The organism is Ensifer sp. 22521 (assembly GCF_052044795.1).
Classification (GTDB): domain Bacteria; phylum Pseudomonadota; class Alphaproteobacteria; order Rhizobiales; family Rhizobiaceae; genus Ensifer.
Genome location: NZ_JBQENM010000011.1, coordinates 165,909 through 180,141, shown reverse-complemented (window position 1 = coordinate 180,141; position 14,233 = coordinate 165,909). Strand labels below are relative to the sequence as shown.

The following is a 14,233-nucleotide window of genomic DNA, read 5'->3' as shown; positions in this document are numbered from 1 at the left end:
GCCGCGCGGGTCTATGATCCGGACATTGCAGCAACAGGACGAGACACATGAAAGCACGCGTCAAATGGGTGGAAGACCGGACCTTCGTCGGAGAGTCCGGAAGCGGCCACAAGGTCGTATTGGGAACCGCCTTCGGTGAGGAAGGGCGCACGCCGGGTCCGAGCCCGATGGAATTGGTGCTGATCGGCACCGGCGGCTGCTCGGCCTACGATGTCGTTCACATCCTGGAAAAGGGCCGCGAGCCGGTCGAGGATTGCATCGTCGAACTCGATGCGGACCGCGCCGAGACGGAACCGCGCGTCTTTACCCGCATCCACATGCACTTCATCGTCAAGGGACGTGGGCTGGCGGTCAACAAAGTCGAACGCGCCATATCGCTCTCGATCGAAAAATACTGCTCGGCCTCGGCCATGCTCGCCAAGACCGCGACGATCACTCATGATTTCGAAGTGGTCGACACCAGCGCCGGCTGAGACCAGATCCGCCTCTCGCATCTCCAACAGTACGCGCGGCGTCACGAACGTGTTCAGGGCGCGATCGTTATCGGCGCGCCGGCTGAAACAGTTCGACGACATTTCCGGAGGGATCGATCAAAAGGATCTGCGCTCCTCCGGGACCGGTGACGATGTCGTTGCGAAACCTGACGCCGGCGCCGCGCAGCCGCTCTACCTCGGCGTTGAGGTCATCGACGATGAGATGGATGCGGTTCCAGCCGCCAGGCCCCGGCGTCTCGCCATCCGGCATTGGCCTGCCCGCCGAGCTCGTCGGGCCGCTGAGCAGGAGCCGCAGCGCTCCGCGCTGGACATCCGCGAAGGCCGGCGCATAGCTCGACAGAACCGAAAAGCCGAGATGGGTGGTGTACCAGGCGATCGCCGCCTCGACATCGTCGACCATGTAGCGGACGTTGACCGTTTCCGACATTGCCTTTTCTCCAGCTGAGCACGGCCGGTGCGGCGCCACCGGGCCTCATTCCGGCAACCTCGCAAGCCTTCAACATATCGCGCGAGCAGCGTCGTACTCCTGAAACCATATGGATAGCACATCCGGGCCCGCGGGGGCACCGAAAGAGAAGGCGCCCGTCGGCAATGATCTCTAGGGTGAGTGTCTGAACGGCAGCCAGGCAGCCAATGCCCGCCGGGCCGTTCAATCCCGATAGAAGTTGCGCCGCCACTGGTGGGCGCTCAGCTTTGCACGTTGAGTGTCCGGCAAGCCGAGCCCGTCGCCGATGGCGCAGTTGCGCTCGACGTTGCGAACCGAGCGCATGCCGGGAATAGCCGTTGAGACCGCGGGATGGCTGAGCACGAAACGCAGCGCCGTTTCGGCGAGCGCATCGGGCGCGATTTCCAGGTCTTCGACGATCTTCTGCGTGCGCTCCGCGACTTCGCGCTTGCGCTCGCCGCGGAAATAGGTCTCGCGAAAATCGCCCTCGGGGAAGACGGTGTCGGCCCGGATCTGGCCAGTCAGGCCGCCTTCGTCCAGCGCCACGCGGACGATGACGCCGACATTGTTTTCGAGGCAGGCCGGCAGCAGCTTTTCCTCTGGCGCCTGTTCGAAGATGTTGTAAATCACCTGCACGCTGTCGACCACGCCGCTTTCGATCAGCCTCAGTGCGTTGTCCGGCTCGTAGTCGTTGATCGAGACGCCGAAGAAACGGATCTTGCCGTCGCGTTTCAGCCGCTCGACCGCCTCCAACCAGTCGCCGCGACCGACCCACTCATCCGACCAGACATGGAACTGCTGCACGTCGATCGTCTCGACGCCAAGATTGCGCAGGCTCGTCTCGGTACAGGCGATCACATGATCGGCCGGAAAAGTCTGCTCGGCCGGCGTGCCGGCGTGGGCAGGCCATTGCATGTTCTTCGGCGGGATCTTGGTGGCGACATGGATCGTCTCCGACCGCTCGCGCAGCAAGGCCCCGATCAGCTTCTCGCTGTGACCCTGGCCGTAGCCGAGTGCGGTATCGATGAAGTTCAGGCCGAGATCGACCGCCCGGTTGAGGGCCCGAGCGGATTCGTCATCACTCGCTCCCTTCCACTGGCTCTTGCCGATGCCCCAGGCGCCATAGCCGATCTCGGATATGCGAAGGCTGCTACGGCCGAATGTTCGATAGTGCATGATAAGCTCACTAGACTTGGGAGGAGGGATGTCGCGGGTTATCTAGGGTGTGGCCGTCGGTCGTCAACAGTGGCGGCGCTGCAGAGATAGGGTGACTTCCAGTCATGCGACACACGTTGCCGCGCTACGTAAGAAACCAGAAGAAGACTGCCGACAGGAAGATGAAGGCGAGTACCAGTCCCATGAATTGTCGCATGGCTTCACTGGTGTTGTCGCCGAGCACAGCCAACCAGACCGGCCCGCCAGAACAGTCTTCATCGCGCATAGGCTCGACGGAAAGCAGCTTGCCGATCTTCGTCGCCGGACGGCTGTAATCGTGAGGAGCCGGTTGGCGGCTACGATCGGGTGCAGGGGTGGCTTCGAGGTCCGGCGCCACCAGGCCGCCGTCACCCGCGTCGACGATCTGCGTTCGGCTTCCTTCCGCGACCGATCGGCTGTGTGCACCGTCACCTTCCGTCCGGCGGAGACGTCCCGCGCCATGGTGGAACGCCCACCGCGGTGATTTCTGTTCCACACTGGACTTCAAGTGCCGGATAGACATTGGAACCTCCTGGACGCTGAACTATCTAGCCGGCGGTTTGTTCCGCAGAGTTGGGACGTGTCACATGCGCGCTCGCTCTGGGCATGCTGCGGGGAGCGCCGCGTCCAGGGCGCGAGCATCGCTCACGTCCGGGGCCTCTCCCTTCGCCAGCCGCTGTTCGATTTCCTCGAGCACTGGCAGGAGGTCAGCGACCGTATCGATGAGGTAATCCGGCCGGTGTCTCTTCAGCGCCGCCGACGCCTTTTCCCGAAGCGCATTCTTTTCGGTGTTCGACATCCTTGCCGCTCAGGCTGAGCCCGACGGTCCAGCAGCCAGCCTCGCGCCCCTCGTCGATGCCGACGCCGGTATCGTCGACTTTGACCACCGCTTGCGCCGGCCGGACGTCGAGGTCGAGGTCGAGGAAGCATTTGTACATGTTCATCGGTGTCGGGGCGTCCGTGCTGCCGGTCGCCTGCACAGACCAGATTATCGGCTTCGTAGCCCTGCGCCTTTGCAAGCGGCAGAACGCGATCCATGATCGAGCGGGTGTAGCTGCCGCTTCCGAAGAAAGCGACGTGCGCAAGCTGGCGTCCCATCCGGTGAAAACAAAAGAGCCCGCCGCGGGAGGAGCGGCAGGCTCTTAGAAAACCGATCAGCAACCTTGGGAGGAGGAGTGGCGCTGATCTCGCAAACGACCTTTGGGAGGAGGAGAAGGTCGTTTACCTGTCGAAGCTTTGCGGGAGGAGGTGCATCGCTTCGATGATTTGAATATACAGCGACCGCGCCGAAATCGTAGATGGGATTTCGCAAGCCAGCCATGCGCCCGGCGCGCAACACGATGCCTGGCGCCTGCGTCTCAGAGGGACACTTCCCCTCGTTCATCACGCCATTTCGATTTTACTCCGCCAGGCGCGACCGATAGGCTTCTCGTAAACCTGACGGGAGAGAGACCAATGAAAAGCGGACTTGCAGCTCTCGCATTCGTCCTGGCCTGCTCCGGAGCGGCCCATGCCCAGGACACCAGCATGAGTTTCTTCGTCACCAGCGTGAACCCCGGAAAGGGTGGCGATCTTGGCGGGCTTACGGGCGCTGACGCCTATTGCGACACCCTGGCAAAGGCGGCCGGCTCGACCGGCAAGACGTGGAAAGCCTATCTGTCCACCGACGGCGAAAATGCCAAGGACCGGATCGGCAAGGGGCCATGGTACAACGCCAAGGGCGAGAAGATCGCCGACGACGTGGCCTCGCTCCATAGCGACAAGAACAACCTCACCAAACAGACCGCGCTCAATGAAAAAGGCGAGGTCATCAACGGGCGTGGCGACACACCCAACCGTCATGACATCCTGACCGGCTCGAAGGCCGATGGCACTGCGGCGCCGGATACCTGTGGCAACTGGACGATGGGCGGCGCCGACGGCGCGGCAATCGTCGGTCACAGCGACCGTACGGGCCTGAACGATTCCGCCGAGGCCAAATCCTGGAACTCGTCACACACGACGCGGGGAGGCTGCACCGTCGAAGCCTTCAAGGGTACGGGCGGCGAAGGCCTCTTCTATTGCTTCGCCGCGAACTGAAGCCTTGCGGGAGAACCAATGTAACCTCCCTCCCAAGATCGTTTCAAATCTCGGGCAGTCGGCAAGGCAGAACGCGAAGGCCTCGGTCAGTTTTCCATAAAGGCGCGGGCCATGCTGTCGCGGATCGGCTTGGTAAGATAGTCGAAGAAGGTCCGTTCAGCGGTCTGGATGAGGATTTCGGCCGGCATACCCGGCGTCACGGCAAAGTTATGCACCCTTGCAAGCTCGCTTGTCGGTAGGCTGATGCGGGCGACGTAAACCTCGCGCGTCCCCTCCTGAGTCTGCACCGGCAGGGCATCGGCCGATACATAGAAGACCTGGCCGTTCAGCACTGGTGTCGTGCGCTGGTTGAGAGCCGTCAACCGTACGGTTGCCTTCTCACCGACCTTGATGTTGTCGATCTCGGTGCGCAGCACCTGGGCCTCAATGATCAGCGGCACGTCAGCTGGCAGGATCTCCATGATCGGTTTGCCGCTTTCGATAACGCCGCCGGACGTGTGGTAGTGCATCCTGATCACTGTACCGGTCACCGGTGCGTTGATCGTGGCACGGCGAAGAACATTGGTGGCCCCGCGCAGCTGTTCGCGCACCGTGTCCAGTTCAGCCTCTGCCTTCTGCAAGTCGTCCTGCGCCGCCTCGCGGTAACTCTGTTCAGTCTGGTTGACCTGCTGTTCCTGCTTGAGGATCTGGGAGCCCGTTTCGGAGACTTCGGACATCAGCCTGCCGATCTGACCTTCAGCGTCGGCGATTGCCCGCTGGATGGTCTTGATCTCCGTCTTGCGGATCAGGTCCTTCGCAAGCAGCGTCTTCTTGCCTTCATATTCCTCCTGCAGCAGCCGGCGCTGCTCCCGAACCGACTTCAGCTGCTCCTGGAAGCCTTGCGACCGGAATTCCAGACTCTCGATGTTGCGTCTCAGCAAACCGAGATCGCTTTCCAGCTTGCTCCTCCAGGTCTGGAAGCTGAGTTGCTGGCTTAGCACGATCGGGCCGATCTCCGGGTCATTTTTAAGGTGCGGGGTCAGGATCTCGGGCAAAACGATCGCTTTCAGACCGTGCGTCTGCGCGTTGAGGCGGGCGACGATTGCCTCGAGTCTTGCCCGCCGCAGAAAGAACTGGCGCTCATTGGCGAGCGCCGCCGTCTCGTCCAGCAGCACCAACGGTTGGTCGACAGTCACGTGATCGCCCTCGCTGACCAGGATGTCCTTGATGATCCCGCCTTCGAAATGCTGGATCACCTTGTTCTGGCCGGTGGCGACGAAGCTGCCTTGCGCGATGATGGCTGCGGCCAGCGGGGCGGTGAAGGCCCACAGGCCGAAGCCGCCGACCGTAGCCACCATCAACACCATGCCGATCATGGTGTGCCTCCAGATCGAGCGCGGCACCTCTGCGTACCAAGTCAGGTCATGTACTTTGGCTACGTCCGTCATCATCGCCTACGGAAGCTGGGGTTGGTCGATCGGGTTGCCTTCAGTATTCACGCCGCGGGCAGCAAGCGCCTTGAGAACGTCCTGTCGGTGGCCGAACAGGGCAACCGTGCCGTTCACCAGGAGCAGGACCTTGTCGACGCTGTTGAGAAGAGCGGGCCGCTGGGTAATGGTGATGACCGTGATCTTCTCGCGTTTGGCATGCGCGAGCGCCCGGGTCAGCGCCGCTTCGCCTGACGTGTCCAGATTGGAATTCGGCTCATCCAGCACCACCATGCGCGGATTGCCGAAGAAGGCACGGGCAAGCGCCACGCGCTGCTTTTGTCCACCCGACAGGGGCGAGCCGTCAGCGGCAACGACGGTCTCATATCCATGCGGCAGCATGGCGATCATGTCGTGCACGTCGGCGAGCTTGGCAGCGGCATAGATCTCCGCGTCCGTTGCATCCTCGCGCATGCGGGCGATGTTGGCCTTGATCGTTCCGGGGAAAAGCTGCACATCCTGCGGCAGATAGCCGATGCTCTCGCCGAACTGACGCTGGTCCCAGTTCCTCAGGTCCATGAGGTCGAGCCGGACGTTGCCAGAGGTCGGCAGAATGGAGCCAACGAGCATCTTGCCAAGCGTCGTCTTGCCAGCACCGGAACTGCCTATCACGGCAAGAGAGTCACCGGGTTCGAGCGCAAAGGTGATGCCGTTGAGAACCACACGTTTGGTGCCCTGTGGGACGAAGAGCAACCGCTCGACGTCGAGGCGCCCTTCCGGACGCGGCAGTTTCAACCGCTCGAAGTTGAGCGGCGACGTCTGCAGGAGCGAGGCAATGCGCCCGTAGGCGGCGCGCGACTGGATAACCTGGCTCCACCCCTCGATCGCGCCTTCAATCGGGCCGAGCGCCCGGCCGGCAATGATCGAGGCGCAGATTACCATGCCACCCGTCAGTTGACCGTGGAGAGCAAGATTGGCGCCCCAACCGAGCATCGTCACCTGGGTGAGCAGTCGCACGGCCTTGGAGAGTGACGCAAAGGCGATGTTGCGGTCTTGCGCCAGAACCTGCGCTTTCAGCGAGCCGGCCATGTCCTTACCCCAGAGGTGGACGGCTTCCGGGATCATTGCCAGCGCATTGATGATCTGCGAGTTGCGGGACATCGAATCAAGATGAAGGTTCGCCTTCGTCTGGAAAGTGGTGGCTTCGCCGAAGGCGGCGGCCGTCGCTCTCTGGTTCAACAGCGTGACGATCAGAAGCAGAAATGCCGATGTGATGACGATGGCGCCGAGATGCGGGTGAATCAGAAACACCGCAACGACAAAGAGCGGCGCCATCGGGGCATCGAGAAAGGAAAGCAGCGTGCCCGACACCAGGAAGGAGCGGAGCTGCTGCAGATCGCCCAGCGTCTGATACTCCCGCCCATTGCTGTGGAGTGCTGCCCTGGCTGCCGCGCTGAGGATCGGAGCCCCGAGCTGGGCAGCGACCTCAACCGCGGTCCGCATCAGGATCATGCGGCGAATGCCGTCGAAAATCGCCTGCAGCAACACCGCACCGACGATCAGGGCGGTCAGCATCACCAGCGTGTCGAGCGAGCGGCTGGTGAGCACCCTGTCCGAAATCTGGAACAGATACACCGGGATGGCGAGTACGAGGATGTTGGTTACGATCGTGAAGATCATCACGATCATCAGGTTCTGCCGGATCGCCTTGACGCCGGCCCTGAGGCTTGCGGAAAAATCGACCGGTCCGAGGCGTTTGTGGAAGACGCCCCCTCCGCCTCCGCCGCCGCCATTGCCGCTCGACGAGCCGCCGCCATTGCCGGGGGACCGCTGGTCGGCCTTGATGGGACCGCGATCGCCATCGATCACGACCATGCCCGACGGCGAGCTCTTCTCCTTCATCTCGGCCGTCGGCCAGATAACCGGCCGCTCAGCGCGTCGCTCCGGCTTTTGCTCGCCCTGAGACGGTTGCCGTTCCACCGATATCCGATCGCGCAGTGCAAACAGGGGTTCCGTCTTGGCCGGTGTCTCGTTCTTCGGAGGCGTCTCGACCCGGGAATTGGGCTCGGCTCTTGGAGGCCAGGCCCGCGATGTGACGCTGGCTGCCTCAGTAGCTGTTGATGCAGGCGGGGATTTCACTGTCGCGGGTGCGATGTTTGTCGGCGGGGGGGTAGTGTCGATGGGCGCGGGCGTGACGCTCGCGACCCTGGCGCCCGGTCCCAGAACCGGGACTGCTGCCTTATTGGCCCAGTTCTCGTTTTCATTGGCGCCGTTTGCCGCCGCTCTTCGCAGTTGGTCCGCCACCCCGTCGATCTCCTTAACAGCGCGATCCAGAATGTATTCCTGTTGGTCAAGTCTGCGGAGGAACTGCTGCCGCGCAGCGTCCGCATCCGGCGTCTCCGGCTGCCGGCCCGCTTCGTCGTCATTCGGAGAAAATTTGTCGTCGGCGTCGGTTCGTACCAGCCGGACGGGATTGATGCGGTCGGTCATGACTATCCCCCGCGCCCCGATCAGGCGACCATGCTATGCATGGGATCGCAGCTCGCCGTCTCTATCGTGTGTGATGTCGGGTTCGGCGACCCGTGGTCCTGCGCCTGATCACCGGTGTCCGCGGTGAGCATGCCGTCGCCGAGGAAGACCACCGCTTCGCTCGCGAGCGCATTCGGATCCTGCCCGCCGAGGAAGGGGTCGCTCTTGACCAATTCGGCCTGGATGAGAACCTCATCCGAATAGATGCCACCGCCCGCATAGATCGTATTGCCGGTATCGACATCGACGATCCCGGCATAATTCAAGAGAGCGTTCGATCCGGTCGAAATGGTCCAATCCGCATCCGGACGCGCCGCCAGCGCGTTCATTGCCAGCGTCACCTGGTCGCTGTCGCCGAGGATGTTGGTCTGCGAAATGTAGTTGAGACTGAGCAGATCGCCGGAAATATAGAGCACACGCAGCCCCAGCAGTCCAGCAAATGCGGCGTCGTGCATGAAGTCCTTCAACGAAGGGTCCTTGCCTTCCGCAAAGTCTTGCAGGGCCGAGAGATATCCTTCCGACATCGGATTAACGGCGCTGGCGCCACCGGCCTCGACGATATTGGCATGGTTCCACAACAGGTTTCCGCCGGTCGAAACGGATCCGTTGCCACTCATCTGGAATCCGCCGACGGCGCCGATAAAATCGTTGTCGAGCAGGATGTTCGTCTGGTGGATGATGTTGGCGTCGAAGACGTTTCCGCCGACAAATATCAGGTCGTAGCGGAACCCCAGTTCAAGCAGCGACACCTGATTGGCGGACGTGTTGTCGCCGGCGATGATCGAAAGCTTGGAGCCGGAGGCCGCCAGGATAGCGGTGTCGTGGTCGGACATGAACGTGAACTGCTGGAGCCAGTTCACCATCATCAGGTCGCCCTTGACCTCGGTGATCGCCCATGCCTTTGGGAAAACACCCGACTCGTTATGTGTCGTTCCCGTGGAAGCGACGTGCTTGAATGACGCGATGTTGAGCGCTTCGGTCGCCTTGTCCGCCGCCAGGCTGCCGCCGCAAAGCGCGGAGCTTACCAGATCGCTGTCGTAGTAGGCATTGGTCTGGACGATGGCGTTGAGCTGAACATGGTCGCCGGCAACGGCGAGGACGTTCGACTGCAGCCAATTGTTTGTGATGACAACCTCGTTGACCAGCGTGTTGCTGCCGGCCTCCAGTTCGACCGAGGTTGAGATCGGAACGGCGCCTTCGCCGTGCGCAACGGCACCGCTCGCCTCCTTCGGGCCCTCCGTCAGTTTAGGTTCCGGCGTTTCCTCGGTTTCGTCCTGGTTCGGCAAATGGTCCTTGAGAACGGGTGCGGTCTCCACGAGTTCGCCGTTGACATAAACGCCTTCAAGCGTTCCTGCCTTCGCGACGAATGTGCTGGCAGCCAGCCCGCCCACCTGGCTTTCACCGCCGGCAGAGTAGGCATCGAGCGTCGCAGCGGTGGTCGTCACCAGGCTGGCGACGGTTTCGGCAGAGCCTGCGGGATCCACGAGGCCCAACGGCGAAATCTGCAGCGAGCCTTCGATGAGTTCGGCCATGACCGCACTGCTATCGATGTGCAGGACGGATTTCAGGCCGTGTCCCCCCATGTTGACATAGTCGTTGTCCGAGAGTTCGACGGTCTGCTGACTGTAGACCACGACCGAGCCGGGCGGCTGAATTTGCGGGGTGCTGAAATAGGTCGACTTGAACGACGTGTTCTGCACGGCGCCATCGGTTTCCGGACGACCGTACATCCCTTCAGAGTGTGGGTACTCCGGGAAGGGCAAGCCAGCATATCCGTAGGGCTCGGGCATATAAATGTCCGTATCGAGCGGCCGGTAGGGAACGTCGGGATTGAAGTCGTCGAGGTCGTAGGGCGCCGTCACCTTGACGGGCGCGGTTTCAAGGTCCTTCGGATCCTTGTGAACCTCTCGGTCGGGGTCGAACTTCTCGTGTGCCTCGCGCATGCGGGCGTCTTCGATCGAGAGTTGGAAGAGACCGATAAAATGGGCAATCGTTTCGGTGATTTTTGCGGAGTACATGGTCAGGGCCTCCTTTTTTGTCGCCGGTAGTGCCCCTAAGCGCATCGGGTCATGACGGGCTGCGCGGGAGACCCGCGCAGCCCTGTTCGAAGCCGATTGCGAATGATCGCAACCGGCCGCGTCGCCACAATCAAGCGTTGTCGTCGTGACCGATTACGTCCGCATGGTAGTCGCCACCGACGACTGTCATGTCGATCGTGTTGCCCTGCAGGTTCGCGCCGAGCACGATCTGCTGGTTGAAGGCGTTGGTGTCGATCACGGCATCTGCCGTCGCCTGGGAGAGCCCCTCGACCACAGAGTCGCCGCCATTGAAGGAGCCCCAAGTGCCGGCATTGCCACCTGCACCACCATCGCCATTCGTGGCAAAGCCGCCGTTGCCGCCGGCACCACCGTCTCCGCCCCAGGCGTCGCCGCCATAGGCAGCACCGCCTTCACCGCCACTGGCCCACGAGCCCGTGAGAGCAAGACCGCCGAGGCCATGGCCACCGGCCGCCGCGCCACCGGTTCCGTCACCGCCATAGGCATCACCCGTGGCTCCACCGTTGGCGCTGGCACCGCCGCCGGCACCGCCGTCACCGCCGTAGCCAACGCCTGCGCCGTAGCCGCCACCAGCCCCGAGGCCTGCGCCGAAAGCATTGCCGCCGTCGCCGGCATCGCCCGATTCGCCACCGTCAGCGCTGCCGGTCCTGCCGAGTGCAACACTGTTGCCATCGCCGCCGTCGCCGCCGTCGCCGCCGTCGCCAGCGAAGTTCAGGATCGGCAGGATGAAGCCGCCAGCGTCGCCGCCGTCACCAGCATCACCGCCGTCACCGCCGTCACCATTCCCACTTTGGACGTTGCCAGACTGACCGCCGGCGCCGGCTGTGCTGTCGCCACCATCACCGCCGCCTGCTGCGCCGACACCGAGGCCAAGACCGAGGCCAAGACCTACGCCGAGACCAGCAGCACCCTGACCACCGGCACCACCTGTGGCGGCACCACCGTTCGCGTCACCGCTTGTGCCATCGGCGCCGACGCCAACGCTGGCTGCAATACCACCAAGGCCGTGCCCGCCAGTTGCGTCGCCGTCGTTGTCGGAATCACCGCCCTCACCCTTACCGCCAGCGGCAAAGCCGCCGACCGTGTGACCTCCGTCACCACCGGCGCCACCATCGGCATAAGCTTTGCTTCCGCCCTCGCCACCGTCTGCTCCGGACTGGATGCCGTCACCCGACTTGGCGATACCACCCCAGGCGCTGCCGTTCTGGTTCAGCGTTCCGCTGTTGTGGATGTTTTCAGCCTTGTCGTCGTCCGACATGATGGCGTTCTGGCTGAAGACATTGGCGATGTTGTTGTTGCCGTTGAGCGAGTCGTTCAAGATGTCCTTGAAGCTCGTGCTCGCCATGCCGTCGATCTTGGAATGGTCGATGTCGTTGAAGTCGTCGTCCGACGGCTTGTAGCCGTCGAGGTCGATGTCCACATCCACGTCGACTTTGGTCTTGCTGTCGACGTCGACATCAACGTCGGTCTTGTTTTCGTTGAAGTTGGCATTCAGGTTGCCGTTGGCATTCAGGTTGCCGTTACCGTTCAGGTTGGCGTTGCCGTTGCCGTTCAGGTTGGCGTTGCCGTTGCCGTTCAGGTTGCCGTTGCCGTTGCCGTTCAGGTTGCCGTTACCGTTCAGGTTGCCATTGTAGGATTCGCTGTACTGCGACTGATCCTGACCCTGGCCTTGACCCTGGTCTTGACCCTGATCCTGGCCTTGTCCCTGGCCCTGACCTTGTCCCTGGCCTTGGAGCTGGGCCTGGAGCTCAGCTTGCAGTTGCCCTTGACCCTGGCCTTGACCCTGGTCCTGGTCCTGGCTTTGATCCTGGCTCGGGTCCCATGGGAACAGAATATTCTTGTCCTTGCTCATGACGATCACCTCAAGTTGAGGCCGCCATAGCCGAACCGCATTCTTCTCTTACGCGGATTTGGGCCATTGGCGGGCTGCGGTTGGATTTGATGAAAGTTTGGATCCTCCGAGGCGCTTGCGCGCCTATATGCTCTAATATGCAATCAATTTAATATTGGGCTGCCTCTCCCTTCACTTGGTGGAGAGCAGCGGTTTCAGGTTCTGAAAAGGGCATTCTCCCGTTCGCTGCAGTACTAGCCCTCAAAGGCCTGAACACGTCCTGCTCGCCGATTACGGAGGCAAGTCTGTCGCAAACAGACATGCGTTGTAAGCTGCCACTTCGGGCTAGCCTTGCCGGGGTAGCATTGACTTCGCCGCCGGTCCGCCCAATGTAGTACCTATTAGAAATTGCTTTTAAACGGATTCCTTGCACACAGATCAACCGGCACCGAATGCGTGCGCCGCATAGCCGTATTGGGAGAATGTACTGACGACGGGAATGCGTTATTCTGAAACACTATTGTTCTTGAACAGAAGCTCGGCAGGTGCCCATGGCGAGATTTCACGACATCCTTCTCCTGATCGGACAGCTAAACTACACCTGGACCAACACGGAAAGCCTGCTCATCTATCTGATCGCCGGTCTTGCGCGCGTGGACAAGGAAACCGCGATCATCATCTTCCTGACGCTGAATACGACGCGGGCTCGGATCGAACTGGTCGAGCGATTGGCCAAAACAAACAAGACACCTCTGAACCAACGGCAGGAAATCCTCGCGCTGACCCAGCAGCTGGGCCGGCAAGCGAAGCTTCGCAACAAATACAGTCACTGCATCTATTCTTTCGACGAGACCGGAGACCAGGCAAGCACCCAGTTGATGGCGATCTTCGACAGCAAGGACACGATCAAATACGGCAAGATCGAGCAGATCAACGATGCGGAGATCTCGCGGATCAACGAAGTCATCGAGCAGCTGCAGGAGGTCAACAGGAAAATCTGGTCGATCGTCGAGCGCTATTCCTTCCCCCGTTGAGGCGGCTAAATTCAAGGGCTACTGAAAACAATAGAACGCGCCCATGCCGCAAAACGGGGCGGCCACCCGGCAGTTGTCGTCCATCCTTAATTCAACCGCATTGTCCCGGCATCGCGTCCCCAACGGCGAAGCGGAGGCGGTACTGATGGCTCGAATGTCGGACGATAGGCGTTTCACGAGCCGGGAAGCGCGCATCGACGCTGCGGCGCACCGCCTGCTTGATCGGCTGCCGGCGGCCGGCCTCCTTGGCGGCCTGACGGAGTTCCTGGTGTTCGGCATCAAGCAGGCCTTCGCCTGCCTTTTCGGCGGCGCCATGCTTACCCTGATGCTCGCGACAAAATTGTTCTGGCCAGAGGACATGGGCTTTGCCCGCTATGATTTCCTTTTCGTCGCGGCGCTTGTCATCCAGATTTCGTTGCTCGTCTTCAAGCTTGAGACCATCGCCGAAGCCAAGGTCATTCTGATCTTCCACATCGTCGGCACGGTGATGGAGATCTTCAAGACGTCGGTCGGGTCCTGGATCTACCCGGAGCCAAGCATCTTCCGCATCGGCGGCGTTCCGCTGTTCTCGGGCTTCATGTATGCGGCCATCGGCTCCTATCTCGCCCGCGTGACCCGTATCCTCGACATGCGCTACAGCAACTATCCGCCGCTTTGGGCGACGATGCTGCTCGCCTTGGCGATCTATGCCAATTTCTTTACGCACCACTTCGTCATCGACCTGCGCTACGCGCTGTTTGCGATCACGGCGGTCCTGTTTCTGCGCACGACAGTGCACTATCGCGTCTTCCGGTTTCGGCACCGCATGCCGTTGCTTCTCGGCTTTCTACTCGTCGCCCTGTTCATCTGGTTTGCCGAAAACATCGGCACCTGGTCGCGCGCCTGGATCTATCCCTCGCAGCACAATGGCTGGACCCCGGTCTCTCTCCAGAAGCTCGGCGCCTGGTACCTGCTGATGATCCTGTCCTTCGTGCTGGTCACGCTCGTCCACCGCCCGCGAAACTACGTGGCAGCGGCTGGAAACCTATCGACAACGAATATCGATGCACAGACGACGACGGACCTCACCTTAGGTGCGGGAAGTGCCGTGGCATCCAAGTGATCACGCCGCAAGAGTTGCAAAACACGCCTCCGTGGAAAACGATACCGAATCAATTGCTATCG

Annotated in this window: 13 protein-coding genes; 5 read left to right on the top strand and 8 right to left on the bottom strand. The window is 61.5% G+C overall.

The genetic code is table 11. The annotated features are described in order from the left end of the window. Positions 1-47 precede the first annotated feature (47 nt). Entirely contained in the window at positions 48-473 is a 426-nt protein-coding gene (locus ACTJKE_RS18970; protein ID WP_065373860.1) for an OsmC family protein, read from the top strand. A gap of 67 nt (positions 474-540) precedes the next feature. On the opposite strand, the gene ACTJKE_RS18965 is transcribed toward ACTJKE_RS18970, so the two are convergent. The 4 genes from ACTJKE_RS18965 to ACTJKE_RS18950 form a co-directional block, all read right to left on the bottom strand. Then, positions 541-921: a VOC family protein gene (locus tag ACTJKE_RS18965; protein WP_440692095.1), complete on the bottom strand. Its 381-nt coding sequence runs from the start codon at positions 919-921 to the stop codon at positions 541-543. A gap of 222 nt (positions 922-1,143) precedes the next feature. Next, positions 1,144-2,115, bottom strand: a complete 972-nt coding sequence (locus ACTJKE_RS18960) for an aldo/keto reductase (protein WP_058330006.1) — start codon at positions 2,113-2,115, stop codon at positions 1,144-1,146. Between the two features lie 124 nt (positions 2,116-2,239). Continuing rightward, positions 2,240-2,656 (bottom strand): hypothetical protein, encoded by a 417-nt coding sequence (locus tag ACTJKE_RS18955; RefSeq protein WP_156437202.1) that lies wholly within the window; start codon positions 2,654-2,656, stop codon positions 2,240-2,242. Positions 2,657-2,840: 184 nt separating this feature from the next. After that, the gene (locus ACTJKE_RS18950) at positions 2,841-3,077 is read right to left on the bottom strand and encodes a hypothetical protein (protein ID WP_156437204.1); all 237 of its coding nucleotides are present in this window, start codon (positions 3,075-3,077) and stop codon (positions 2,841-2,843) included. On the opposite strand from ACTJKE_RS18950, the gene ACTJKE_RS18945 reads away from it, so the two are divergent. Further along, positions 3,070-3,279 (top strand): hypothetical protein, encoded by a 210-nt coding sequence (locus ACTJKE_RS18945; RefSeq protein WP_058330009.1) that lies wholly within the window; start codon positions 3,070-3,072, stop codon positions 3,277-3,279. The two genes, ACTJKE_RS18950 and ACTJKE_RS18945, sit on opposite strands and share 8 nt — an antisense overlap. A gap of 309 nt (positions 3,280-3,588) precedes the next feature. Beyond that, positions 3,589-4,212 carry a hypothetical protein gene (locus tag ACTJKE_RS18940; protein WP_112996452.1) on the top strand — a complete coding sequence of 208 codons (624 nt, stop codon included), beginning with the start codon at positions 3,589-3,591 and terminating at the stop codon, positions 4,210-4,212. An 86-nt stretch (positions 4,213-4,298) separates the two neighbouring features. Here the strand turns inward: ACTJKE_RS18940 and ACTJKE_RS18935 are convergent, their stop codons facing one another. From ACTJKE_RS18935 to ACTJKE_RS18920, 4 genes are all read right to left on the bottom strand, one after another. Then, positions 4,299-5,639 (bottom strand): HlyD family type I secretion periplasmic adaptor subunit, encoded by a 1,341-nt coding sequence (locus ACTJKE_RS18935; protein WP_440692093.1) that lies wholly within the window; start codon positions 5,637-5,639, stop codon positions 4,299-4,301. Between the two features lie 6 nt (positions 5,640-5,645). Next, positions 5,646-8,108 (bottom strand): type I secretion system permease/ATPase, encoded by a 2,463-nt coding sequence (locus ACTJKE_RS18930; RefSeq protein ID WP_440692091.1) that lies wholly within the window; start codon positions 8,106-8,108, stop codon positions 5,646-5,648. A gap of 20 nt (positions 8,109-8,128) precedes the next feature. Then, positions 8,129-10,165, bottom strand: coding sequence for a type I secretion protein (locus tag ACTJKE_RS18925; RefSeq protein WP_440692089.1), 2,037 nt, complete (start codon positions 10,163-10,165; stop codon positions 8,129-8,131). Between the two features lie 130 nt (positions 10,166-10,295). Further along, on the bottom strand, positions 10,296-12,056 hold the full coding sequence (locus ACTJKE_RS18920; RefSeq protein WP_058330012.1) for a hypothetical protein: 1,761 nt from the start codon (positions 12,054-12,056) through the stop codon (positions 10,296-10,298). Between the two features lie 530 nt (positions 12,057-12,586). Here ACTJKE_RS18920 and ACTJKE_RS18915 point away from each other — a divergent pair. After that, positions 12,587-13,069, top strand: coding sequence for a hypothetical protein (locus ACTJKE_RS18915; protein WP_440635894.1), 483 nt, complete (start codon positions 12,587-12,589; stop codon positions 13,067-13,069). Between the two features lie 154 nt (positions 13,070-13,223). Next, complete coding sequence (locus tag ACTJKE_RS18910) at positions 13,224-14,171, top strand: DUF817 domain-containing protein (RefSeq protein ID WP_440692128.1); 948 nt, start codon at positions 13,224-13,226, stop codon at positions 14,169-14,171. Positions 14,172-14,233: the final 62 nt, after the last annotated feature.

Excerpts from the sequence above, each read along its gene's own strand:
- ACTJKE_RS18970 (WP_065373860.1), top strand. The coding sequence starts at position 48 with ATGAAAGCACGCGTCAAATGGGTGGAAGACCGGACCTTCGTCGGAGAG.
- ACTJKE_RS18965 (WP_440692095.1), bottom strand. The coding sequence starts at position 921 with ATGTCGGAAACGGTCAACGTCCGCTACATGGTCGACGATGTCGAGGCG.
- ACTJKE_RS18960 (WP_058330006.1), bottom strand. The coding sequence starts at position 2,115 with ATGCACTATCGAACATTCGGCCGTAGCAGCCTTCGCATATCCGAGATC.
- ACTJKE_RS18955 (WP_156437202.1), bottom strand. The coding sequence starts at position 2,656 with ATGTCTATCCGGCACTTGAAGTCCAGTGTGGAACAGAAATCACCGCGG.
- ACTJKE_RS18945 (WP_058330009.1), top strand. The coding sequence starts at position 3,070 with ATGTTCATCGGTGTCGGGGCGTCCGTGCTGCCGGTCGCCTGCACAGAC.
- ACTJKE_RS18950 (WP_156437204.1), bottom strand. The coding sequence starts at position 3,077 with ATGAACATGTACAAATGCTTCCTCGACCTCGACCTCGACGTCCGGCCG.
- ACTJKE_RS18940 (WP_112996452.1), top strand. The coding sequence starts at position 3,589 with ATGAAAAGCGGACTTGCAGCTCTCGCATTCGTCCTGGCCTGCTCCGGA.
- ACTJKE_RS18935 (WP_440692093.1), bottom strand. The coding sequence starts at position 5,639 with ATGACGGACGTAGCCAAAGTACATGACCTGACTTGGTACGCAGAGGTG.
- ACTJKE_RS18930 (WP_440692091.1), bottom strand. The coding sequence starts at position 8,108 with ATGACCGACCGCATCAATCCCGTCCGGCTGGTACGAACCGACGCCGAC.
- ACTJKE_RS18925 (WP_440692089.1), bottom strand. The coding sequence starts at position 10,165 with ATGTACTCCGCAAAAATCACCGAAACGATTGCCCATTTTATCGGTCTC.
- ACTJKE_RS18920 (WP_058330012.1), bottom strand. The coding sequence starts at position 12,056 with ATGAGCAAGGACAAGAATATTCTGTTCCCATGGGACCCGAGCCAGGAT.
- ACTJKE_RS18915 (WP_440635894.1), top strand. The coding sequence starts at position 12,587 with ATGGCGAGATTTCACGACATCCTTCTCCTGATCGGACAGCTAAACTAC.
- ACTJKE_RS18910 (WP_440692128.1), top strand. The coding sequence starts at position 13,224 with ATGTCGGACGATAGGCGTTTCACGAGCCGGGAAGCGCGCATCGACGCT.